Origin of the sequence: Nitrososphaera sp., from assembly GCF_013388945.1 — an archaeon.
In the GTDB taxonomy this organism is placed as follows: Archaea; Thermoproteota; Nitrososphaeria; order Nitrososphaerales; family Nitrososphaeraceae; genus Nitrososphaera.
Genome location: NZ_JACAEH010000023.1, coordinates 1 through 22,485 on the forward strand (window position 1 = coordinate 1; position 22,485 = coordinate 22,485).

Here is a 22,485-nt window from a genome sequence, read left to right on the forward strand (position 1 = left end):
CAGCCTGGTCAAAGGCGTGAGACCGGATAATCCGGCGCGAAGCTCAGATGTCCGACCCGACTGGGACACCTCATTCCTCAGGGATTCGTGGGTTCAAATCCCACCCCCCGCACCTTTCACACCACAAACGCCTGCAGCTGCACCTCCGCCTTCCTTGTCCCAAGCCCGTTTTCGCCGGCAGAAAACCTGTAGCGCGCAAGAAGCACCTCCGCGTCTGCGTCCACGCCGCTCTTGCCGTCCTTTAGCCTTACAAGCGTGCCTGCCTTTAACAGCGTGGCAGGCGCCCACACCTCCTTCACGTCATAGAGCCGGCGCTGGAGCGCCGAATACTGCAGGATGCCAGTCAGGTATTGGTCCATTGCTTGTCTTTCTATTATCCAAGGCGCGTCTACCACGGCTTCCACCACGCCGTACTTCCCTATCGAGACGGGGCTTGAGCATTCTACAAGAACCCTGCTGCTCGAGTACGTCCGGTGCGCAAGAGAATAGCTGTTCTCCTGCACGGTCCAGCTCTCATTCTTGTAGGCGTTGACGCCAGACGCGCCGCCGTCGTGGTGCCACCGGAAATAATTCGACGAATCGCCCTGCCTTTTCAAAACTATCCAGTGCTTCTTGTCCACCTGTATGCGCCCGCCGCCGGCGATGTTGACGTTGATGCGGTTTACCGCAGTCGCGCTCGTGCCGACCAGGTTGCGGAATATAGTAAACGTCCCCACGACGTCGCCTTCCGGCCCCCCGTCGTCAAGCACCACCTGCCCCTGTATGTCCGGGGCAAGCGTCCCGACCCTTGAGAGTAGGAGCGATATTGTGTTGACCCGGATTAGAGACGGCACAAACTGCGCTGCCCTGTCTGCGCTGTAGCACTCTATTGCGGCGCTGTCTGCAAAGCTGTCGGCGTCAAGGTGCAGCTGCGTTCCGCCCCGGCCGTAGAGCCGGTTTGCAAACCCGTCGCTCTTTTTTATCGAGTCGCGAAAGTTCCACGGCCCGACGAAATACCCCACGTTGTCCTGCTGGCCGCCGGCGTCGGAAATAGTCACGCCGCTGTGCGCAAGGGTAGGGTAGCGCATGAACGCCGAGTCGTTGGCGTCGATGCCGTATATCGCCCCCGACGCCTCTGCAAGCCTGTCGGCTACCTGCTTCCACTCCACAAAAGGCTCCTTTATCGATGCGACGCGCTCTTGTATGTCCTGCACTCCTGCAGTCGAAAACGCCTCGGCAGGCTGCCCAATAGGCAGGTGGTCGCTGTCCTCAAAGAGGTCCTTGAACACCTCGGAGCACTTCATCTTCTCGTCTGACAGGTCTGGGTCCTCGCCGTTTTGCGCCCTGTCTGCAATCCGGTAAAAGTTGCCTATCCTCTCTTCCAGGCGCACGACGCTTGACCAGCCGTGCAGCTTTATTTCGTAAAGTCCGGTGGCGCTTCGCAGCACGTCAACCTGCCGGACAAATCCGGCCATGTAGTTTGAAAGCGACCCCTGCGTGTGCCCCAGCTGGATGACGACCTTGTTGCCGTTTCCGACCCTTGCGTCAAGCAACCTGCCGCTGTCCTCTATGTGGACCGTGAAGAGTCCCGGCTGTATCTCCCGGTCCTCGACTTCAAGTGCAAGAAGGCGCGGGCCGGAACTTGGAGGCGCAAAAGAGTCGTAGCTGAAAAACGTCTCGGTGCCGTCCCACTTTTTTACAGCCACTTTCGGCCGGATGTAGTCTGGCAGAGTCATCCTGCCATGTCACCAAGTTCCAGGTTGATGGTGCGCGCGACTTCCCTCTCACCGATGTAGACATGCACGGTTATCTTTGGAACATTGGCAGGCGCCCTTGTCACGGACGCGCTCAGCGTGTCGGCAATGTGCACGGTGTCAACCGACCTGCTGCCTGCGAGCTGGTCTGAGATCCCGATGCTCTCTGAAATGCCGACTCTGGCCGGCGACGTGACCGTGGCCGATATAGGCGACGCCACTTCTTTTCGCTCAGACGCCCTCGTGACCGTCGCGCTTAATGTGTCGCTCACGCCGAGGCTTTCTGTAGTCCTGTTTGCAGCCGGCTGCAAGGTGTCGCCTACCGCAAGCGTCTCCTGTATGTCGCGCTTTATCGCCGCCTGGGCTTTCAGCGCCTCGAGTTTTCTAAACTCGTCTACCAGCTGCTGGCCGACCCTGCCCTCGTTCACCAGCCTTTCTACGCGCTCTAGCGACTGGCCTGCAGGAACCGCTCCCAGCCGGCGCACGAGCGCCTCCTGCGCCTCTATCTGTTTGCGCAGGTCCTGCGCGACTGTCTCAGGCGCGGCCGTTTGCGCAGCTGGCGAGGGTGCAGCAGGCGAGATGTAGCTGACGCTAGGGCTTGTGCCTGACGCTTTGTGCAAGTCTTCGAGCGCGGCCTTGGCCCTGTTGACGTCGGATATCATCCTGTTTATCTCGGTGTTGAGCGAGTCGGCAAGTGCGTCGAATTCCTGGCTTCCAGTCTCTTTTGTGCTTGTAAACTGCGCCTTCAGCTCTTCAAGCGACGCGCCCTGGCTTGAAGTCGACGTCTGCGTGCTTGTTGCCATGCCTTCCATGCTTGACGACACGCCGGCACCCATCTTTTCTGCCTCTGCTCCTGCGTCTGGGAAAAGCGCCCGGGACGCCTCGCCAAGCCACTCCAAGAAAGGCCGCAGGACAGGGATAGCGTCGCCTATCGCCTTTCCCATAGCATGTATGGCGTCGCGCACGCCAAACGCGTTGGTGGACACAAGCGTCAGGGCGGTTGTTATGCCAATTAGCGCCCAGCCAAGCGGCCCTATGGAGAGCATCGTTGTCTTGACCGCAAGCCCGAACCCCCTGACGCCGGTCGCGGCCATGGCGCTTGCAATCGGGGTTGCGTGCAGGCTCGTGTTGGTGCCCCATATCGCCCCCGAAAGGTCTATTGACGAAAGCCGGGCTACAAGCATCGAGCCCTGCAGCGTCTTGACACCGCCGGCAAAGCTGCTGACAGCAGATATCGACGTCGGGATGACAGAGAGCGCGAACTTGAACTGCGCCTCGCTCAGGTTCTCCTGGGCCATGCCCAGCTCCTCGGTCTTTATCCGCAGCGCGTCCTGCGCCGCCTGCACGCGCAGCTGCGCCTCCTCGTACTGCGGGCCCGATTCTATGCCCTTGCCGACAAGCTCATTGAGAGCGTTCTGCGCCCCCAATAGGCCGGCCCGGGCAGAGGTGAGCCCTCTTTCGGCTTTTTCCACCCTGAGTTCGACTTTTTCAAGCGCGTCGTACTGGAAGTACAGACCAGAAGCGCTCTTGATTGCGCTGTTGAACTGGTTTGCAGAGGTGCCTATCTCTGTTGCAAGCTGCGTTATTGAAACCGAAGTGCTTTCCACTTTTGCAGAGCTCTGCGCCGACTCGTCGCCCAGCTGCCGTATTTGGTCGCTTACTGCGCGCAGCTGACGCATCGCGTCCGCGGAGCCCACTATCTGCAGGACATAAGTAAGAGGCGCGCTGGAAGACTCGCTCAATGACGTATGCTTACTATTTTTTGAAAAAAAGGAATTATCTCTGTTTACTGTGCAGCTGTCGTATGAACTCCTGGGCCGACTGCCTGTACATGTCCGGGAACCTTGCGCGCACCATCTCTGTTGCTTCTCGGATGAACGGCCGGGGTGCCATCTTTGAGGTGCCTTCGTGGACAAAGCCGGCGTAAGGCACGTCGTTGTAGAGGGTGGCAGAGTTCCAGCCGTCAAACCTCAGCTTGTTGCCCGATGCAAGCCTGCCTGTCTTGACAGGCGTCCTGCTGATGGCAATCTGCAGCGCGGCTTCCATAATGGTCTTGAACTGCTCGCCCCCTATCTCTCCGCTTTCGATTGCCTTTGCAAGGTCGTCAAGAAGGCTTGCTGCTTCTGCGATTCCCTTGGATTCAAGCGTCCCTGGCACGAGAATATTTCATAGAGATATGAAAAAGAGAATTAGTATCAGTGATCTGTCATCTTCTTTTTACCGGTAGCGTTGGCTGCCTTGCGCCTTGCCATTTCTTCATCTACTGCGTTTTGAACTTCTGCAGGCAATTCCTTGTAGGAAAAGACGCTTGTCTGTAACCCCAGGATTATGCCGCTAATGCGTATTTCCTTGGCACGTACATGTGGTGCAAAGGTGTTTTTGAAGGATTTAGTCGACATAGATGAAATCTACCTCGCCTTCTTTTGTCACGATCATCGCAGCTTCCTGATTATTTTCTCTCAACAGCTTTTTTACTTTTACTATGTCCAGTCCTATTTTCACGCTAGAAACGTCTGTGTACCTATCGCCTGAATCAGATTTCCAGACACCTAGTAGAGGTTCTTCGTTACTTTGGAGTAGGCGGTCATATGCTCTTTCAGTCTTGTCATTTAAATCGCCGATGTTGTTTGTAACGGCTATTACCGTCACATCATCATCTTTGCCATTCGAGAAATCCCTGTGAAACTCCTTGGCGACCTCTTTTCCACTTTTTAGACCATAGCCTTTGCCTGTCTTTGGACGGTAAGTGTACTCTTCAAACTCGGTTGTTGCGGCAAATTTTGCAAAGCTGTCTGCGGCGACGCGATATGAGGGCGGTTTTTGATTTGTTGTTTTGCTGCCATTTCCAGAACCACCACTCGCAAATCGACCGGTCTTTGGATCGTGATACGGATTGAATTCTCGGGTTGCACGTAATATTGCTTCACGTATCTGATCTTCAGAGTGCTCCTTGCCGCACTCTATACACTTTGAGACGGCAGGATAGAAGCCGACCTTGTATAGATCAAAATACAAGCATAGATGTCGTGACCCTTTGGTTGGCAACGACTTAAACTGGAGTCAAAAAACCAGAAAAGAACTAACGCTCATCCGACCTTCTTCCAGTCAGACCCGACACCTTGACGCGCAGACTCTAGCCGCAGGCATTCCCTGATATAGAAAAGATCAACATGGTACACAAACCCGCCGTTTATTTCCCAGGGCTTTATCCCGGCCTTCAGCAAGACCCATGTGTCGTAAACTTCCCTTGCCGCCCTTGTTCGCCACTTCACGGCGCCGGAATAGAACAGCTTTTCAAGGTCCTCTAGGACAAAGGGCGCCCGTTGGCCTCTTCCCAGGCAAGCGTGTCAAGCACTTCCTTCACCTCGGCCCACGGCAGGCTGTAGAACGTCTGCTCGTCCATGTGCAGGTAGTACTGCGCCATCCTTCTGTATATCTCGGCGGCCCTTCTTGCAGCATCCACCTTCTTGCCCGCCGGCATGTCCTCAAGCTCCGCCCTCATCGCCTCAAGCTCCTGGAACTGCTGCGTAGTTATCTTGTGCCGGGTGTATTTCACGCCGGCAAATTCAAACGACTCTTTTCGTGTCAGCTCCATTATCCTGTCGCGGTTTTGCGCCAAGATTTTTGCCACAAAGGCGCGCCAGGCGTCCTGCTCGCTCATCAGGCAGACACCGCCACCGACTTTGCGGTCCCTGCAAGCGTCTCCATCAGGTGCTTGCTGTTGCCGGCGTCGTTGCTCTTGCTGTGCCTTGTCAGGTAGAGGTCGATGAGCGTTATCGTCTGTGACGGCGCAATCGTGTACGTCGCAGACCGGGCAGTAAGCGACTTTGTGTCTGAGCGCAGCACGTCGCTTTTCACCCAGGTGTCAAACTCGACTGAGATGTCGCGGTTTGTAGGAAGGATGAACTTTGCCTGCGTCTCGCCGTTTGGCTTTATCACCTCGAGATTCCAGTTGACAGTCACCTTGAACCGCGGGGTATCGTAGTTGACGCTGTTTATGGAAAGTGGGTTGGAGCCCGAGCTTGCGCCGGTGTACGGCGCCAGCGAGTCGGCGCCTGCGTAGGTGGGCGTGGTGAACGGGTCTGCAGTCACCGCGGCCGGGATGTCCTTGCACAGAAAGTTCTGCGAGACCTGCACCGCGGCCTCTGTTATCTCGATCTCAATCTGGTCGGTCCTTGCGCCCAGGAAGCGGTACCAGGTCTCCGCATCATTTACGAGCTGTGTGTAGGCAAACGAAAGCGACTTTTCTATTGTGCCTGCGCCTGAGGGAAGCTCGGTGCCGTAGCGCACAAGCGCCGTGTTGACCGGCTGGTAGCGCAGCTCAAACGAGTAGAGCTCGCCTGTCTTGAGCATCTGGTACAGATCCCTCGAGCCTGATTCGCGGTATTTCTGCGACGAGACCTCTGTGGTCTCGCGCAGCATCACGTTGTGGCCTGCTATCGTAAAGGCAGGAGACGAGGGAGTCTGGCCAAAAGTCGCCTCTTCAATAAACTGCAGCTTCTTCAGCACATTCCATGTTCCGGTGGGAGCGTAGGACATGGCTCAAGTGCACAGTAGTCATGCTAAGAGAACTAGTCGCCGGAGACTATATGGATGAGTGGCGGCGGTAAACCAGTTGCGCCGTATGTTTAAATAGAATCTTGACGTTTCCTGAATTATGACGGTTCAGGGAAAGACTGAAACGCATCTGACGGCGGAGGAGCTGTTTGCCGTCATGGATAGGGCGCCCGACTTTTTCCGCGCGCTTCAACTTGAGGACATTAACGAGATCGAAAAGTGATAACCGAACGTTTTAGAAATTCTCTCACATCGTCAAAGTCCTTGTAATGACGCTGTACCCCTGTCAGCAGCCTGTGCATCTCCCGCTTTATGTCCAGTAACTCGATAAGCAGATCGTACCCGTTCCAGTTCAGAAATCTTATGCACGTTGCGGATGCCGATGTTTTGTTTCCATCGAAGAAAGGTCTCGACTCGGCGATTCCGTAAAGTATCCATGCCGCCATATTGATTATTCTTGTACGATGATCAGTTATACTCCTGAACTTCCCAAGCTGTTTGAAAATGGAGTCAAGTTCACCACGATTCACATCAAAATTATGCCCGCGCCTAGCCATCAGTCGCCGGTTGAATTCTATCAGCGCGTCGATGTCTTCCTTGCTGAATGATTCCTTGCCTATGACTGCCCACCACATTTGCCACCTAATAGGCTTTTCAGATCCAGTCTTGTACCTTGAAAGAAGCATCTATGACGTATCTACCTTGTAGTAGATTACCCTGTGCTGGCCCACCAGGTGCCAGAACGACGTATCGGTGATGTCGGCAGGGTCGTGCGCAGTCGTCCACTGCTCGAGGCGCACAAGCAACACGCCCTGCCCAAGCGACGTCCTGTTCTGGGCGATTATCTTGTCGACGTGCTGCTTCATCCTGCGCAGCTGGTCCGGCTCTGCCAAGGTGACTCTTTTTACAAAGACGTGCACGTCGACAAGCGTCTCGTATGCGTACTTGGACCAGCCAGTGACTGCAGGCCTCGAAGTTGTGAGGACGTGCAGGCAGTGCACCGCATAATTTTTCATTATCCCCGCGCCCCAGCCGGTGCCAAACTCGACGTCGGCTGCGGCGGGGTCCGTCTCGGCCCACTGCGACTCTAGCTTTTCCTTGACAAGCGTTTCTATAGTCTTTGTGAGGTCGGAGGACTGCCCGGCAACCTTCCAAGTTTCAGACATGGTTTTGAAAAGAAAAAAGAAAGAAAAGAGAACTTAGCGGCCCCAGAGCGCGGTCACGATGCCGGCCCCAAAGCCGACTATGCCGCTCACAAACGCTATGCTCGCCTTTTCTGCGATTTCTGCGTTGTTTGTCAAAAGCGCGCCGGCGGACACAAGCGCTGTTATGGCGCCGGCAGAAACGATGATGGCTAGGATTATCTGCTTTGCGTTCAGGCTGACTTTTTCGACGGATGGATCGCTCATTGCGATGTCTTTGGCGGAAACGGAAAAAAGAACTAGCTCAGGCTGAAAAGATACAGGATCGCAGCAGCTACGATGCTAAAGCCTGCTCCAAACGCGGCCCCCAGCGCCAGCATCCTGACCTCCCACCTTTTCTGCCTTGCCTCCCTGCGGGTTGCATCCTCCCTGGCGTGCTCGTCGGCTATAGGGCCCAGAGTCTGCGCCAGCCGGTCTATCTTGCCCTCGATGCGCCTGTCGCACTCGTGCAAGCGCGCAAAGTGCTCGCTCACATCCTGCCTGAAATTTTGGAACTCATCTCGCGCAATGTGGTCGAGTGCGCCCATGTCAGACATTCCCGCTAAATATCTCCCCTTCGCTTCCAAGCCTCAGCACGAACGCCTGCACTGCATGCTTGCTTGCCTCCATGTATTTTGCTGCAAGCTCGGGCATGCGCCTTGCAAGGAAGAAAAGCGACGCAGCCCTGTCAGTGGCGGCGTCCCTTATAGACTGCGTCAGTATGTCGCCGGCAAGAGGCAGGGCAGGCAGGCTTTGCAGTTTCGAGTACCTGTTTGCGGCAATGTACAGCTCGTCGTCTATCTGCGAGTCTGCCTGCGCGCCCTTGGCGTTCAGCAGAGTGTCTTGCGACGTGTCAGTTGCCGATCCCAGGGTTATCTCGCGCAGGCGCGCAATCTCGTAATATGTCATGGGAAAAGTACCGCAAAAAATGAAAAAGAGAATTACCGGCGCTTTGACTTGAGCGCCTCTATCTCGTCGACTATGGTCTTCAAGAGCTCGTTGGTGTTGCTCCTGCCCGACTCGCCCTCCCGGAGATATTTCTCAAAAATGGCCTTGAGGTCCGCCATCTTTCTCACCTTACTGCGCGGACGATATTCTGCAGCTCGCAGTTTCGTCTACGACGACTGACTTGACGCGATGTGTTCCAGATACGATCACTTGCTGGACCTCGTTCCTGCGCTGCGCCTCCATAGCAACGTTTCTTGCAGAGGCCATGCCAAACGCGACCCCCTTGACCGCAAGCACATTCCTGTACGTGTCGTTTGTCGTGTTGTCCTGCGCCTTCACCTGGTCCGCAATCACGATGTCGATGCCATACAGCTGCTCGAGCATGCCTGTCGCAGTCACATCGGGCCTAGCGTACTGGTAAAAGTTGTTCAGGTTGCTGTCCAGCAGCAGTTCCTGGTACGCCTTGGGGTGGATGAATAGAACGAGGTTGCCCGGGCTTACGTCGTAGCCTTGCTGCGCTATCAGCCTCTTTGCTGCAAGAAGGCCCTCTCGCTTGAACGTAAGGCTTGCGACGTCGTCTGAGGTGATCGCAGCCCCCGTGTCGGCCCTGACCCAGTTTGTCGGCGACACGGCGTCGTACGTAGTCGACAGCAGGTCTGTGGCCTCATCGTCTATTGCTGCCATCACCATCGCCTGATTTATCGCGTCGACAAGCGCAAAGGGCGTGCTCTCTATCTGCGAGTAGCCGACGCGCTGGACCGCGCCGCGAATCGACGGTGTTGCAGTTTTCTTGCTCACCGTCTGAGCCACGTTTGTGGGCTCGGTGCCCTCTGTGATTGCGCCAAAGTCAAACGCGCCTATGGTGTAAAAGTGCGCCCTGTCGTTTCCGGCCGGGATCTCCTCGTACGCGCAGTACTGCCTGACAGGCGTCTTCATCCTGCCTCCCGGCACGACTAGCACCTGCTTTGAGAAGAACTGCCCCATGTCTCCGGCAGATATCGTAACAGCCTCGGTCTTGGCCCCGCCTGCCCTGTAGCCCCACCTTTCCAGGTACTCGTTCTTGTCGACGTTCCACGAAACGGCAGGAAAGCCGGCATCTTTCGGGTTTTCCTTGACGCGCTGAAAGAACTCTATCACCCGGTCGTGCGACTCCTTGCTTGCCCTTCTCGCCGAGTCGTCGACCATGCTTGACGGCGCGGGCTTTGTACCTAGGACTTCGGCCAGCTTTTCAAGCTGCGCCTGCTGGGCGCTCTTGAAGTGCTCGCCGATTGCGTTGACGATGCTCTTTATGCCTTCCTGGAACTGCGTGCCTGTTATGTACTCTTTATCGTTTGATGACATGGTACACTGGTTGGATGCGCCGCTTGTAAGAGAACTAACCCTGCACTGCCTGCATGAAAAGTTCTCGATTATTTTCACCGTCGTTTCAGGTATCCCGGGCGTGGACGTTAGCGAGGCTTCGACGAACCTGAGGCCCCGGGGTATCGAATAGCAGCGTGCGTTTCCGCACACGTGGTCCTCCCGCTCAAAGAACGCGCCAAGCGACGTATGAAGTGGCGTTTCCGGCAGCTCCCTTTCGACTTCGGCCTCGTAGTTCAGCTGCATGAGGTCAGGGTCCCAGGAAAGGCGCATGGTGCCTATGACGTCTGACTGGTTTACGGGCTCGCCGGCGTTCTTTGGACTCCCTTCATGGTTCCAGAGCACCGGGACTGTCTTGCCGTGCGCCTTTGCGAGCTCTTCGGGCAGGTACAGGTTGCCGTTCCGGGAGATGCGCGGGATTGCTAATATTCCCTGCAGTTTTTTGTTTTCCTTTGCGGATATTACAAACTCAAGTTTGATCTGCGGCTTCACAGATCAGTTTGAAAGGAATCTTGAAAAGAGAACTAATTGTTGTACAGGTAACCAGAAAGACTTCTAATCATCAAGAATTCTTCTATGCTTGTCAGGGCATTCGCCCTCAGTATAATCATAAAAGTCGGCAAAATCCCAAACTGGCTTTAGGATGTAATGATTTTCGCAATAGATCTTATCACAATCCGGACAATAGAAATCTAACCCATCATATTTCTGCCCAACTAGGAATTTGTGCAAGTTAACTAGATCGTTATTCTTAATTTGCAATTCAAATTCTGCGATTTTTTTAGCTGGTACTGTTACTCCAAAACTACGAAGAGGACTGCTTACCACTAAACCATTTTTTCTTATTGAGATATAGGTAGTCTTTAGACCACAGATAGCACATCCTAGTTTGTGTTTTGCTTTAATTTGCGCAAGCACACTTCTACTTGCAACCCCTTCATTGGTAGCTTTGGACCTTATCACATCAAACGACAAACAATTGATGTTAAATGATCAGCAACTAATAAAGACACAGCTTAGAATCAAATGTATGTTGGAAAGTCTTTCTTGTGTCATTCTTTGTTAGGCACCGTTTCTTCTTCATCTGCTGTGCGCTGCAACATTTCATCACTTATTGCCTTCAAGACCTCAGGAGGCAGATCGTCGGTGTGGACTGCACTTAAGAATAGAAGACGAAAAACGTATTTGGGAATATCTTTTCAGCATTTGCCATTCTTATTTATCATCTTGCCGTTTTGCACCAGGATATATGTAGCCGCCGCGTTTCTTCTGACCTTCCATAGCTTCTTCCCATGTTTCAAAATGAGCTATGGGCAGAGTTGCTCTCCGGGTTCTTCAAAATCATCAACTCCAACAAGATCGTATCCAGTTTTAGGAGTGTGCCTTATCCTATCTTCATACGCCAATTCAACCCAGCCTTTTTCATTATCAGAAGAATCAGACATCCTACATACCTCCTCCAAATAGTTCCTCAACTATTCTAAGTGCTTCTAGTTTTTTAATATGATCATAGACGTACTTCATGTTACTGTGTTTCGTCATCTTCTAAAGTTTCGCGCCTAGCCATTTCTTCGTCCACTGCATCTTGCACCTCTGACGGTAATTCATCATAGTGAAAGACACCTAAGGATAAACCCAGGATTATTGCGCTAACAGGCAATTCGTCGTTATCTACGTGAGGAGCAAAGGTATTTTTGAATAATTTGGTTGGCATTTATCATTCACTCCATTTTGTCAAGCGGAGGTTTCCACAGTCATTTGCTTTTCGATCGTTTCATTTTCTCTATTTCTTCATCAACTGCGTTCTGGACTTCTGGCGGCAAATCTTCATATTCTACGAATCCGAATCGCATAGCAGTAACTATCCCACTAACGGTCAGTTCGGTATTCTCACAATCAGTAATGAACGTATTCTTGAAAGTAATTGTATCTTTATTCATTGTGAACCAACCTTAACTTTCCATCTTTAGTTATTACTGCACCATCTTGGTGGTTGTACTTCTTTAAAAAACCTCTGATCTCCTGATCTGAAAGTCCAAGGCGCATGAATGTAACATCGGTAAATTCGTTATGTGTTTTGTCTCTCCACCTACCTATGAAGAGTTTTTCGCCTTTTGAGTCTAGATCATTCCAGACTTTCTCTGTGTTTTCATTTAGGTCGCCGAGATTATTCGTTGCAGAGATCAGCGCAATATCGCGTTTGCCATCACCGTATTGTTGATAGAATTCTTCTTTAGCTTTTCTTTGTTTGAAAGCATATCCTTTGCCGGTGTCAGGATCGAAAGTATCATTTCTCTTTGGGACACTTGCCTTATAATTATCAAATTTTAATTTGGTAGTCTCATGTGAAGGATTTCTATATTTTCGACGGCCGCTCCCCGATCCGCCACCTGATGCAAATCTACCAGTGTTTGGGTCATGGTTTGGATTGAATTCTTGTACATCATAGAAAGATTGCTCAGGTTTTCCTGCTGGATATGCTTCCTTTGTTTGATTGTTGAATAAGTGATCATCCAGTTTCCATCCCACCGATCCAAGTATCGCCCTGCATTCTTCTGCAGAAACAAGACCCGCACTCTTTGCCTGCAGGAGCTGCCCAAAGTCGAACTGGAACGAGTCCTGCTTGCCCCACCTGAACTCTGCCTTCCCCGACGTTATCCGCGGTATTACAAGCGCGTTCATCATCCGGCGTATCTTTTCCATTATCCCTAGGAGGCGCGCCGAGTCCTTCTCCTCTGATATGCGGGCGTCTGCCATCGCCGACGGCTGCGTTATCAGCCTGTTTGCAGAAGTTTGAAGACCGGCCTCTATCTCCTGGTTTATCACCGGCGACGTGGCGTTGATGAGGTTGCCCCGTCCGTCGATAGTCTCCGTCGCAATCTCGACCTTCTTTGAGAGTATGCGCCGGTCGCCCGGCTCCAGTGCCCGCAGCTCTTCAACCTGCCTGTCAAATTCCGCCCTGGCGACGTTTTCAAAGAACCAGACGGTGACCGGCGAGCCGTAGCGTTCCAGAATCCTGTAAAAGAGCTGGATCTGGCGCCTGTAGATTTCAAGGTGCGGAAGCGAGCGCTTCTTTCCGTACGCAAAAGTCGAAAGCAGCGAGTGGAACATGCCGATGCCCCACGCCTCCCTGTTCAGCTCGATGTACTGCGTGTGGATGAACCTTGATGCGTCAAGGCGCACTTCGTTGCCGTTTACAAGCTGGACAAACTGCTCTGGCTGCCCGTAGGGGCTCCGCTTCAGGCCGGCCACGGAGGATATCTGCACCGGCTGCCAGTCAGATACGCCGATAATGGAATTGCCGCAGACAAGCCAGTCCCTGACTATGTATTCGATTAGCCTAGAAAGGTTGAACCTCTCCTCCCACTCCTCGCACGCTCTCACAGCATTCTTGTCGCCCTCAAAGTACCAGTCCCTCGACAAAATTTCAGAGACGTACGACTCGACGGCGTTCTGGACCTTGCCAATGGTGCGGTAGTAGTCGTAGCAGGTCGCAAAGTCGACCTCTGGCCTGACGTACGGGTAATAGTCGCCTGACACCTGCGAGCTCGTGCCGGGTTCAGAGAGCGTGACGCCGTAGATCTCTTGCTTTTTCCAGAAGCGAAGGTTCACACAGTGTCAGGGCGCAGAAAGGCAAAAGAGAACTATGGGCTTGCAAGGACGGTTATCCTTCTCCGCTCCGTGCTTGTTACCGTGCCGGATTTTTCGAGCTGGACTTCGATGTAGTGCGGCCCGGCGCTGCCCAGGTGGTTTTCGCGCGTGAACGCAAAGGTGCCTGCTCCCTGGTTCTGCGCGGTCCAGGCTCCTGTGAGCGGCGAGATGACGGTATTTCCGTCCGGGTCAGAGACCTTGACTATCGGAAGGCTGTACGAGGTTGCATCAAACGCGGCCTCGCCCTCGTCGAATATCTTGAACTGGTGTGCGCGCCCGTAGTCGCCTGTGTTGAAAACGTACCCTTGCGTCAGCACGAGTTTTAACATGGAAAGAAGGTAGCATGGAAAAGAAAAGAGAACTGTCTATTGATCAGAGATTTTCTTGCCCGATTTCAATATCATCTCGCGTCGATCCATTTCCTCTGAGACGGCTTTTTTAACCTCTTCAGGCAGGATGTTGTATCGCAATCCGCCAACACGCAATAGAGCGATTATTGCCCCTACCGGCATAGTGTCGTTCTTGACATGGGGCGCAAAGGTATTCTTGAAGATTTTTTCTGTCACTTTCTTGCTATCCATTTTAGCTCACCATCTTTTGTTATTGATACGGCATACTGTTGGTCATATTTATCTAAAAAGTCTTCTACTTGCACATCCGATAGACCAGAGCGTATGAAAACTATATCGGTGAAAACTCTTTTTCTTTCATCCAGCCAACGGCCAACGAATAACGTCTCCTTTTGTGCGTCTAATTCATTATACGCTTTTTGCGTTTTCTATTCAAATCTTCAAGATTATTCGTTGCACCGATTAGCACAAGGTCTACTTTACCATCCTCGTATTTTTTGTAAAATTGCTTTCTTTGTTTCTCGTCGTCAAAAACGTAACCCCTATCAGCTCTCGGATCAAAGGTATAGTTCACCTCCGTTGTGCAGCCCTGAATCTGTTGAACCCGTCGACGACACTTTTGAATGAGGGATTCCTATGCCTCCAGCCGTGCTTAGGGTTAAGGCATATCCGCCGGCCGTCGCCAAGAGTAACCCAATTACACGGACCTTCCTCCGCAACAAACCGGTTTTCCAAGTAGTATTCGAGTGAAGAAGCGATTGTTTGCGGTGCAACTTTTTCCAGTACGCGGCTATCCTGCGAGCTGGCAATTTCCCTGCCGCAGAAAGCGCATGTCAGCGTGTGCCAATTGCCAACCCTAGAGACATCGAGAGTGGTGCACCTGTGTTCCAAGGCGGAAAGTTTGCCGTAGCAGAAAAAGAGAACTTTCAGATTCTTGCGACGTGGAGCTCGCTTCCGCTCCTGAAGTGGTGCACCGCAGCCATGAACGCGTCGCCAAGGTCGAATGACAGCTTGCGCTTGTCAGGGTGCCCCCTGTCGTTAAAGACAGCAGCCTTCAATTGATATTGCAGGTCGGTAAATGCCGTGTGAATCCTCACCTTTCGCTCCTTCACCGCCTGCGACGCAACTATCGTCATGTCTGAAAGCTCGGTCCTGAAATTGACCGGCTGCGCGCTCAGGCCCCTGCTCTCAAGATCTCGTATGAGGCCAGGGTGCGCCGAGTCAACCAGCACGGTCTCGTATCTCTTGGCAAACTCGGACACCAGCTCGAGCATGGCCGCCGGCGACGGGCGCGCGTACTGGCTTGCCTCCTTGACGTACAAAATGCCGTTTGCCTGCTCCATGCCCACAATGGCAAAGTCGCTTGATCCAAAGGCAGGGTCCACGGCAAGCACGCTTGCCGCGCTGTCCTGTATGGCAAGGTCGTATTCTTCGATGCAGGCGTCGACCAGCTTGTATGGAAAGATGTTGCCGACGCCGTAGCCGTAGCGCAGGTTGTACTCGCGCTCAAACGCGGGCGACTTCATCGCCTTTGCTATCTCTTGCCGGGTGTAGATCTTGCCCACTCCAACTTTGTACGGCAGGTAGCGCTTGTGGTAGATCCCGCTCTGATCCTTGTCGAGCCTTTCGCAGAGGCCGCCGGGCAGGTTCGGTGTGGACACAAAGTCTATCTCGGGATTTGACTTTGGTATGTATCGCTCCGACAGCGCACGTGCATTTTCCTGCTCCTTTGGAGGAAAGAAATCCGCCTCGTCATTATAGACAAAGACAGGATTCAGGCCGCGCATTGCATCCAGATGGTGGCTTGGAAACGCCTCTATCTTCACTCCGTTTAGGTTCACAATTGTATTCTTGGTGGGAAACGGGACCGGGAAGAGAGCCTTTATTCTGTTAATGATGTCAATCGCAAGATCTATTCTGGGCCCGGTGACGATACATCCGTGACCGTTTGCAAATCGATTGTTTGACAGGCTCTTCCACGCATACCGGCGCAGCTTCAGCTCCGTTACGCCAAGTCCGGTTGCTTTGAGTATGTACCTATGTCTATGTTTTTCCTCGTCTTCCACTATCCACCCTTCATAGTCGTACAACGGATGCAGCCTGCCATTCTTGCGCGGCAATCCGACGATGTGCGTGAAGCAGCACTCTGATAGCTGGAATTTCTCGGCTTGCTCCTCAGTTATCTTGTAGTATTTTGCGGCGTATTCCTGGCAGTAAAAGGGCTTGCCCCGAAATACCGCCCAGTAAGACGCGTTGGCGTCAGCCGTCTTTGTCGGCTGCTTTCTGAGAATCAGCGGTTTGTTTAGTTCCTCTGTTATGTCCAATCTTCAGAGCCTCCGGCCCATCTCGCAAGAGCCTTACTATGTTGACTGAAGCTTCGATCTTCATCCGCTCGGCCTCCAAGCGTTCTCTAACACGAACATCATAGCGAGATGCTATTTCGTGGCAATTCCTGACGGCAGATTCAAGGCGCGCTTTTAAAGTCATGATTTCATGAGCGAGCCGTCCGCTGACTGCCTTTTCTAATGCGTCCTGATCCTGAGCGTAGATTTGGCTCTGATAATGGCGGAACTTTTCTTCAGATAGCGACATGTGACGCATTATCTCGCTATCAGAGTAGCCTGCTGCATAGTAGCGGCGCATTTCAAGCAGAGCTTTTCTTGTTTCGTCCTCGGAGTTTGCATCGACCACATGCAGTATTGATTCGGATCAGAAATAAGGACTAAAATAAGATCTAGTTTTCCCACTCGCCCCGGTCCCGCGCAAGGGGCAGCCTCTCCGCCTTTGCCCGGTAGTCAGAGTCGCACTTGAAGCAGTGGCAGATTCCGTTTTCCCATTTCACGCGCCAGCTGGCGCACTTTTCGCACGGCTTGCCGTAAAAGCCGTCCATGAGGGCCTCGGCCCTGTTTGTGGGCTCGTAGAGAAAGTGCACGTCCCGCACCACGCCCTTGAGCGTCTTTGTCACCTGCTTGCTCGTGAGGCTGAAGAGCTCCTTGACCTTAGAGACGTACTCGCTTGCGCCGTGCTTTATCGTCGAGACAGCCACTATCTGCGCCAGGTAAAACTGCGTTGCGGCAGGTATGGTCTGCCTTGCATCCCAGGCTTCACGGGCGAGCTTTTCGGCCCTGTCTGCAAGCAGGATGTACTCGTCATACTGCTTCTTGTCAAGGAGCGACAGAAACGGCCTGCCGCGGAGCTTTTTCTGCACCTCCTGCAAAAATTCTATCTTTTTCTGCAGATGGTCTATGTAGGGCTGGTTCTCCTTTTCGCACCTTGCCCTGTCCGGCTCCTCCGCTGCCCCGTCCTGCCGCTCGGAAAAAGCGGAACTAGTTTCAGGTTTAGTTTGCTCAACCTCCGGCGAAAAGCGCCTGTCAGTCCACCCCATTGGTCCACAAATCTGCGAAATGTAGTCGGCAGAGAAATCCTGCAGGTCGTTTCTCAGTTTTGCGGATATCTTGTCCTTTGGAAAGCCGGCCATCTCGAGCTGCTCGCCGGCGTAGACTATCCACTTTTTCACCTCACCGTGAGCGACCCTTGCCTGGCTCAGCGCCCACTCGTACTCCTCCATAGCCATTTTTTCCGCCGACATAGGCAGCAAGAAGCATTCTTGTATTAAAAGTAATATGTTATAACATGTTAGCACATGATAAGGCGTGCTGCCCATGATATCAGCAACGGCAAACAATATAAACTAGCATGTCATAACATGTTACATAATGCACAGGGGTTGCACAAGTTGGTAAAGCGCGGAGGCAAGGAAGTGATAACGGTAGAGATCTTCAAGCAGACCTACGACCTGATGAAGGCAAACGCGGGGAAGCTGAAGTGGAACACGAAGGAGTACATCAATTCCGTCCTGGCAGAGGCAATCGAGCGTGACAGGTTCCTGCAGACCTACGCCCCGAACCTCTCAAGGGTGGGCTACCAGGACAACATCCTGTTCATACGGGACGCAAAGGTAGGCAAGACTGCCGATATCTTCCTCAAGGACAGGGTCCTGTACTGCGGGCTGTGTGAGTCAAAGGACTGCATCCACATACACTACGCGTTTGCGCTCCCCGAAGTAGCCAAGATGTACCTTCGCAAGCCACGTTAATCGTCCATTTGATAGACAGTTCAGAATCGACTTGCCACAGAAGGAAAGGAAAAATACGGACGGATCAAAGTTTGATCTGTGCTCTAATTCAAGACTTCTATCTGTTGTTTTGTTTGAAGTATTGCATTGATTAATTCCTGAGGCATATCTTGCGAAAAGAGAATTTCCACGCCTACCACTTCACCTTTTTCATCAAGATCAAAGTATCGATCGTTACCTGCAGGAATGGTCTTTGCAACTTTCTTGCCTTCTTTTAGTTCTATGTAAAGAGCCTTTGCTTCTGGATCATAGGTCACTGAAGCCAAATTTTGATAATCCCCCTCGGCTTGTTTGCATTGCAGATATTATATGAATGACGCGGTCAACTTCTTTTGTGTGTATGACCACGAGAAAGCTTCTCCTCGCTGGCATATATCCTCTATCTTCCCGACTGATTTGTAATTCTTTCGCTCGGGGTCAAACACCCTCTGCAGTGGCGATTTACAGACCTTTTCGACATCCGCCTTGTCTATACCACGTTGAATACAGCGATGCAGGGCATGAGAGCTAAAGATGACTTTGATTTCATCGCTGGACAAGGTACTTAGCAAGATAAGAAGGGTGTTAATAAAACCACCTTGGCTCTATAACTCATAAATGAATTGGACCCCAGATGTACCTGAAAAGGCCTAGGCAGTAAGCAAATATCCTTGCGCCAGCAACTGACAGCAGATGTTCCTAGGCACCTGTGGCTGGAGCTACCAGGAATGGGTGGGGCTTTTCTACCCGAACAACAGGGTAGCCAAGCTCCCGTTTTACGCCAAGGTGTTTGACACTGTAGAAGTAGACTCGTCATTTTACAGGATGCCCACCAAGTCGATGGTCAGGGGATGGGAGAAGGCTGTCGGCCCGGCGTTCAAATTTTCGCTAAAGCTTCCAAAGACCATAACCCACGACAAGGCCCTAGTCGGCGCCGACGACGAGCTTGCTGCGTTTCTTGAGGTGATAAAGCCCCTGCAGGATGCAGGCAAGCTCGGGTGTTTGCTTGTGCAGCTGGGGCCGGCTTTTACCTACGACAAGGTAGAACATCTGGAGTCGTTCCTTGAAATTCTGCCGACAGACATCAAGTTTGCAGCCGAGTTCCGCCACGATTCGTGGAACAGGAAAGAAGCGTGGGCGCTTTTGAAAAGGTACAAGGTCGCAAACACGATTACAGACTCGCCAATAGAGTTCCTTGCAGAGCCCATCGTCACTGCAGAACACGCGTACGTCAGGTGGCACGGCAGGGGCAAAAAGATCTGGTTTGACTACAACTATTCTGAAGAGGAGCTGTCGTCGTGGGCGGAAAAGATGAAAGCAATAACGTCAAGGGCAGAAACGTACGCTTACTTTAACAACCATTACAATTCAAAGGCGCCTGCCAACGCCCTGCAGCTGTTGCAGATTATGGATGCAATTACAGAGCCGCAGGAAAAGGTCCTGAGGCTCATCGGAAGGCGGGCAAAGCGGGCGGCAAAGATAACCGATTATATTGATCAGGGTCGCGCATAGGATACATCGACAACTATCTTCCGATCATGGTGAAGAATTCTAATATAACCATTTCATAGAGACGACCTCGCTAATTCTTTAATTAATGACACTTAGTGTTGCGGCATGGAACGCGCGAATTTTTCTGCAAAGGACAAGACTCTTGAGCTGAGGTTCATAGGAAGGACAGAAACAGAGCAAACGCCAAAGGTCGCCCTTTACGCCGTCGAAAAGGGCGCCATAAGAAAGGTCGAAGTAATAGAAGGAAACAGGATAAGCCTAGCAGAGCTTGCAAGAAATGTCAAGGAGGGCACGTACGGCTTTGGGCCTGACATGGAAGAAAAGCAGGTCACAAAGGAGATGCTTTCCACCTTCAGGCCGAAGGAAAAGCTGGCCGAGTGGGCAAACACCGGTGTGATTGAAATCGTGCCAAAGTGGCGCGACTGGATACTGCCCATCGTGTGCGTGCACGGCGACGTGCACAGGTGCAGGCCGATAATCTGGCCGCTCAAGGTCGTGACACTCGCTAAATTCGCGCCGAAGGTCGAGTCTTCAATCATCACGACAAAATCTGATATCACTTTCAGGCCTTTTCCAACACTTGAGATACCGCGCTTTTGCGCCCCCATCTGCAACGCGGTCGTCGAAGTCTATGAAAAGACCTGCTGTTGCAGGCTGAGGCCGCCGTTTGACATCGACGACATTCTTGGCAGGCTGAAAGACTGGCTCGAGCGCGTTCCGCCCATCCCAGATCCGGACCCCGGCCCCATAGGACCCTTCCCCGAGCCAGGCCCGATACCGATCCCGCTGCCAGGGCCGGGGCCGGATCCTGTGCCTTTCAGGCAGATAGAAAGGGCTATGAAGATGGCAAGGGCGATGGACGCGCCGGTGCCTCTTGGCAACCCGCCTGAAAAGCTCGCAGAGGACTATTACGCGCTGTCCGCGCTCCAGCCGTCTGAGAGGCTTGCGTACATCGACGACCACTACTACCTCTACCCGATATTCTGCACCTGCAGCACAAGGAAGGTCGGCGAGACCCCGGTAAACGAGTCAGGCGAGTTCAGTTTCTGCTACTGGCGCCCGCCTGTTCGCGCCGGATGCAGGGTAACGTACTATTACAAGGTGAGGCAGTGGCAGGAAAACCAGTGGGTGTACATCTACGACGGCTCGACCACGAACGACTACTTCAAGGCGTCAGACGACGCGCACCTGCGCACCTGGAAGGGGCTTGCGTGCGATCCGGGAAGCGAGGTGCCGGGCGACGGCAACTTTGTCCTGCTGGAAAACATCGGCGCGATCCCGAGCTGGCAGCTTGTCAGCCCCTTGCAGGACAGCGAGTTCGGGCTGTCGTCTGCAAACCCGGGCGACGGGCTTGTGAACCACGACTACACGGGCCAGCCCTGGGGGCAGACCCTGAGCTTTAGGCTGAAATTCACGGAGGGCATGAAGGGCCTTGGCGCAAAATACTACAGGGTCAGCCTGGCAAAGGCAGACTCTTTTGGCGACCCGATAGGGACTCCGCAGCCGCTGACAAACCCTGTTGCGTGGAGGCGCTGGAAGTGGGTCGGCTCGCAGCTCCAGACGGAGGCTGTCGCGCTGGGACCAAACGTCGTCGGCTCAAACTCGGGCCTGTACCTCATCCCGTACGAGGCAGACGCGCCAGACGGCGGGTGGCTCTGGTTCCAGTTCCACCAGTCGTGGAACACGACGCTGGGCGACAACGCCAAGTACCTCATAACAGTCGAGGTGTTCGACGCGGCAGGCAACAAGCTCAAGCCACAGGGTTCTGCGGGCTCTGGAACCGACAAGCCGTTCACCTTCAGGCGCTGGTCCACTGAAGCCGTGACTGACGCGGTCAACTACGCCGCCCTCGTGCACATGTTCCACGCAGACAACATCGCCTGTTACGGCGACATCGTGGATCTGCGCAAGAACGGCGTGCCGTCGACTGAAGAGTGCCAGTTCATACAGGGCTGCGAAAACGACAACTTCTCCGTCGGGTTCTATGCCTTCCACGCCAGGAACTTTATGGCAGGCTACAGGCTGTGGTACCACCGCGGGCTCAGCGGCCCCAACGTCGACCTTGAGACCGGAACCACCAACGCGCCGGCAGGAATCCCGCCGGTCCCAAGCCCACTTGACTCGTCAAACGCCAAGCAGTCCAACTCGGCAACGTTTGGAACCATGCTTGGAACGCACCAGAAGTGCTCGTTTGCGATAGAGCTGCGGGTGGAGCCCAAGCACACGAACGGCTTTGGCATAATCACGGCCTACAGGGCAGCAGACACGGCTGCAGTGGCGCTTGAGAAGGTGCCCTGCCTCGACCTTGCCTCTATCCCGAAAGTGGTGGAGAAGATAGAGCTACTGAAGTAGCTCTTTCCTCTTTTTTTCTCCAGACGGCAGGAGTGAGTATCTTTTTTACATTGATTTCCTAGGTAGCCAGACTAGCGAGGGAAGATATACTGCATTTCTCACCCGGCGCTATGCCAAAACTAGGCATGACGCAAATCGCTGCGATAGCAGTCGCGACGGTGCTTGGGGCGTACGCTGTTTCTTCATCGTTTGCCACCAAGGGCCTGACTGCAGAGCAGATCCTCGACATCCAGTACGCCGACGCGGCGGCTGTAGACTATTTCCTGAAAATCGATGGCATTGAAGGCGAGTCTGCCAACAGCAGGCACGGAGGCGAGATAGAGATAGAGTCGTTCAGCTGGGGCGCGGCCCAGAGCGGCACCGGCGGGTCAGGCGGCGGTGGAGGCGCAGGAAAGGTATCGTTCCAGGACATACACTTTACCGCAAAGACGAGCAAGGCGTCGCCAAAGCTGATGCTTGCGTGCGCTTCTGGCGAGCACATCAAGGACGCGGTGCTTGTGGGCGAGCTGAGCGGCAAGCGCGGCCAAAAGTTCCTTGAGATAAAGCTGACCGACGTGCTCGTAAGCTCGTACCAGTCAGGCGGCTCCGATGGCAATGTCCCGACAGACAGCTTCTCGCTGAACTTTGCCAAGATAGAGTTCACGTACTACCCGATGAACAGGGACGGCTATCTTGGCGCGCCCGTGAAGGCCGGATGGGACATAAAGGAGAACAGGAGCGTCTAGGCT

The 22,485-nt window shown here is 53.3% G+C and carries 30 protein-coding genes; 5 read left to right on the forward strand and 25 right to left on the reverse strand.

Annotated features, from left to right (window positions below; all coding sequences use genetic code 11):
* Window positions 1–116 precede the first annotated feature (116 nt).
* The 8 genes from HXY31_RS10885 to HXY31_RS10920 all read right to left on the reverse strand — a co-directional run bounded on the left by HXY31_RS10885 (window position 117) and on the right by HXY31_RS10920 (window position 6,272).
* Window positions 117–1,715, reverse strand: a complete 1,599-nt coding sequence (locus HXY31_RS10885; RefSeq protein ID WP_292642913.1) for a hypothetical protein — start codon at window positions 1,713–1,715, stop codon at window positions 117–119.
* Window positions 1,712–3,475 (reverse strand): hypothetical protein, encoded by a 1,764-nt coding sequence (locus HXY31_RS10890; RefSeq protein ID WP_292642915.1) that lies wholly within the window; start codon window positions 3,473–3,475, stop codon window positions 1,712–1,714. Before HXY31_RS10890 ends, HXY31_RS10885 begins: the two co-directional genes overlap by 4 nt.
* A 34-nt stretch (window positions 3,476–3,509) precedes the next feature.
* Complete coding sequence (locus HXY31_RS10895; protein ID WP_292642916.1) at window positions 3,510–3,890, reverse strand: hypothetical protein; 381 nt, start codon at window positions 3,888–3,890, stop codon at window positions 3,510–3,512.
* A 38-nt stretch (window positions 3,891–3,928) separates the two neighbouring features.
* A complete protein-coding gene (locus HXY31_RS10900) occupies window positions 3,929–4,132 on the reverse strand; it encodes a hypothetical protein (RefSeq protein WP_292642918.1) in 204 nt (67 codons plus the stop codon).
* Complete coding sequence (locus HXY31_RS10905; RefSeq protein WP_292642920.1) at window positions 4,122–4,748, reverse strand: hypothetical protein; 627 nt, start codon at window positions 4,746–4,748, stop codon at window positions 4,122–4,124. The genes HXY31_RS10900 and HXY31_RS10905 overlap by 11 nt, the downstream gene beginning before the upstream one ends.
* 71 nt (window positions 4,749–4,819) lie before the next feature.
* Complete coding sequence (locus tag HXY31_RS10910; protein WP_292642922.1) at window positions 4,820–5,005, reverse strand: hypothetical protein; 186 nt, start codon at window positions 5,003–5,005, stop codon at window positions 4,820–4,822.
* A 32-nt stretch (window positions 5,006–5,037) separates the two neighbouring features.
* Window positions 5,038–5,394 (reverse strand): hypothetical protein, encoded by a 357-nt coding sequence (locus HXY31_RS10915; protein WP_292642924.1) that lies wholly within the window; start codon window positions 5,392–5,394, stop codon window positions 5,038–5,040.
* Window positions 5,394–6,272 carry a phage tail tube protein gene (locus HXY31_RS10920; RefSeq protein ID WP_292642925.1) on the reverse strand — a complete coding sequence of 293 codons (879 nt, stop codon included), beginning with the start codon at window positions 6,270–6,272 and terminating at the stop codon, window positions 5,394–5,396. Before HXY31_RS10920 ends, HXY31_RS10915 begins: the two co-directional genes overlap by 1 nt.
* A 118-nt stretch (window positions 6,273–6,390) precedes the next feature.
* Between HXY31_RS10920 and HXY31_RS10925 the strand changes: the two genes are divergently transcribed.
* On the forward strand, window positions 6,391–6,513 hold the full coding sequence (locus HXY31_RS10925; protein ID WP_292642927.1) for a hypothetical protein: 123 nt from the start codon (window positions 6,391–6,393) through the stop codon (window positions 6,511–6,513).
* Here the strand turns inward: HXY31_RS10925 and HXY31_RS10930 are convergent.
* From HXY31_RS10930 to HXY31_RS11005, 16 genes are all read right to left on the reverse strand, one after another.
* The gene (locus HXY31_RS10930) at window positions 6,494–6,976 is read right to left on the reverse strand and encodes a Fic family protein (protein WP_292642929.1); all 483 of its coding nucleotides are present in this window, start codon (window positions 6,974–6,976) and stop codon (window positions 6,494–6,496) included. The two genes, HXY31_RS10925 and HXY31_RS10930, sit on opposite strands and share 20 nt — an antisense overlap.
* Complete coding sequence (locus HXY31_RS10935) at window positions 6,977–7,456, reverse strand: hypothetical protein (RefSeq protein WP_292642931.1); 480 nt, start codon at window positions 7,454–7,456, stop codon at window positions 6,977–6,979.
* Window positions 7,457–7,489: 33 nt separating this feature from the next.
* Window positions 7,490–7,699, reverse strand: a complete 210-nt coding sequence (locus HXY31_RS10940; RefSeq protein ID WP_292642933.1) for a hypothetical protein — start codon at window positions 7,697–7,699, stop codon at window positions 7,490–7,492.
* A gap of 32 nt (window positions 7,700–7,731) precedes the next feature.
* Window positions 7,732–8,028 carry a hypothetical protein gene (locus HXY31_RS10945; RefSeq protein WP_292642935.1) on the reverse strand — a complete coding sequence of 99 codons (297 nt, stop codon included), beginning with the start codon at window positions 8,026–8,028 and terminating at the stop codon, window positions 7,732–7,734.
* A complete protein-coding gene (locus HXY31_RS10950; protein ID WP_292642936.1) occupies window positions 8,021–8,380 on the reverse strand; it encodes a hypothetical protein in 360 nt (119 codons plus the stop codon). The genes HXY31_RS10945 and HXY31_RS10950 overlap by 8 nt, the downstream gene beginning before the upstream one ends.
* Window positions 8,381–8,412: 32 nt before the next feature.
* Complete coding sequence (locus HXY31_RS10955; protein WP_292642938.1) at window positions 8,413–8,538, reverse strand: hypothetical protein; 126 nt, start codon at window positions 8,536–8,538, stop codon at window positions 8,413–8,415.
* Window positions 8,539–8,548: 10 nt separating this feature from the next.
* Window positions 8,549–10,270: a hypothetical protein gene (locus HXY31_RS10960; RefSeq protein WP_292642939.1), complete on the reverse strand. Its 1,722-nt coding sequence runs from the start codon at window positions 10,268–10,270 to the stop codon at window positions 8,549–8,551.
* Between the two features lie 63 nt (window positions 10,271–10,333).
* Window positions 10,334–10,753 (reverse strand): hypothetical protein, encoded by a 420-nt coding sequence (locus HXY31_RS10965; RefSeq protein WP_292642941.1) that lies wholly within the window; start codon window positions 10,751–10,753, stop codon window positions 10,334–10,336.
* A 332-nt stretch (window positions 10,754–11,085) separates the two neighbouring features.
* A complete protein-coding gene (locus HXY31_RS10970) occupies window positions 11,086–11,223 on the reverse strand; it encodes a hypothetical protein (RefSeq protein WP_292642943.1) in 138 nt (45 codons plus the stop codon).
* Between the two features lie 80 nt (window positions 11,224–11,303).
* Window positions 11,304–11,492, reverse strand: coding sequence for a hypothetical protein (locus HXY31_RS10975; protein WP_292642945.1), 189 nt, complete (start codon window positions 11,490–11,492; stop codon window positions 11,304–11,306).
* A 218-nt stretch (window positions 11,493–11,710) separates the two neighbouring features.
* Window positions 11,711–13,390 (reverse strand): hypothetical protein, encoded by a 1,680-nt coding sequence (locus HXY31_RS10980; RefSeq protein WP_292642947.1) that lies wholly within the window; start codon window positions 13,388–13,390, stop codon window positions 11,711–11,713.
* Window positions 13,391–13,422: 32 nt separating this feature from the next.
* Window positions 13,423–13,758, reverse strand: a complete 336-nt coding sequence (locus HXY31_RS10985; RefSeq protein ID WP_292642949.1) for a hypothetical protein — start codon at window positions 13,756–13,758, stop codon at window positions 13,423–13,425.
* Window positions 13,759–13,794: 36 nt separating this feature from the next.
* On the reverse strand, window positions 13,795–14,010 hold the full coding sequence (locus HXY31_RS10990; RefSeq protein WP_292642950.1) for a hypothetical protein: 216 nt from the start codon (window positions 14,008–14,010) through the stop codon (window positions 13,795–13,797).
* A 695-nt stretch (window positions 14,011–14,705) separates the two neighbouring features.
* The gene (locus tag HXY31_RS10995) at window positions 14,706–16,103 is read right to left on the reverse strand and encodes a hypothetical protein (protein ID WP_292642952.1); all 1,398 of its coding nucleotides are present in this window, start codon (window positions 16,101–16,103) and stop codon (window positions 14,706–14,708) included.
* A complete protein-coding gene (locus tag HXY31_RS11000; RefSeq protein ID WP_292642954.1) occupies window positions 16,039–16,470 on the reverse strand; it encodes a hypothetical protein in 432 nt (143 codons plus the stop codon). The genes HXY31_RS10995 and HXY31_RS11000 overlap by 65 nt, the downstream gene beginning before the upstream one ends.
* A 43-nt stretch (window positions 16,471–16,513) precedes the next feature.
* Window positions 16,514–17,368: a hypothetical protein gene (locus HXY31_RS11005; RefSeq protein ID WP_292642956.1), complete on the reverse strand. Its 855-nt coding sequence runs from the start codon at window positions 17,366–17,368 to the stop codon at window positions 16,514–16,516.
* A gap of 147 nt (window positions 17,369–17,515) precedes the next feature.
* On the opposite strand from HXY31_RS11005, the gene HXY31_RS11010 reads away from it, so the two are divergent.
* Window positions 17,516–17,875 carry a hypothetical protein gene (locus tag HXY31_RS11010; protein WP_292642957.1) on the forward strand — a complete coding sequence of 120 codons (360 nt, stop codon included), beginning with the start codon at window positions 17,516–17,518 and terminating at the stop codon, window positions 17,873–17,875.
* An 83-nt stretch (window positions 17,876–17,958) separates the two neighbouring features.
* Here the strand turns inward: HXY31_RS11010 and HXY31_RS11015 are convergent, their stop codons facing one another.
* On the reverse strand, window positions 17,959–18,171 hold the full coding sequence (locus tag HXY31_RS11015) for a DUF2283 domain-containing protein (RefSeq protein ID WP_292643031.1): 213 nt from the start codon (window positions 18,169–18,171) through the stop codon (window positions 17,959–17,961).
* Window positions 18,172–18,586: 415 nt separating this feature from the next.
* Here HXY31_RS11015 and HXY31_RS11020 point away from each other — a divergent pair, with 415 nt between their 5' ends.
* From HXY31_RS11020 to HXY31_RS11030, 3 genes are all read left to right on the forward strand, one after another.
* A complete protein-coding gene (locus HXY31_RS11020; protein ID WP_292642959.1) occupies window positions 18,587–19,405 on the forward strand; it encodes a DUF72 domain-containing protein in 819 nt (272 codons plus the stop codon).
* Window positions 19,406–19,510: 105 nt separating this feature from the next.
* Window positions 19,511–21,757: a hypothetical protein gene (locus tag HXY31_RS11025; RefSeq protein WP_292642960.1), complete on the forward strand. Its 2,247-nt coding sequence runs from the start codon at window positions 19,511–19,513 to the stop codon at window positions 21,755–21,757.
* A 227-nt stretch (window positions 21,758–21,984) separates the two neighbouring features.
* Window positions 21,985–22,482: a type VI secretion system tube protein Hcp gene (locus HXY31_RS11030; RefSeq protein WP_366933101.1), complete on the forward strand. Its 498-nt coding sequence runs from the start codon at window positions 21,985–21,987 to the stop codon at window positions 22,480–22,482.
* Window positions 22,483–22,485: the final 3 nt, after the last annotated feature.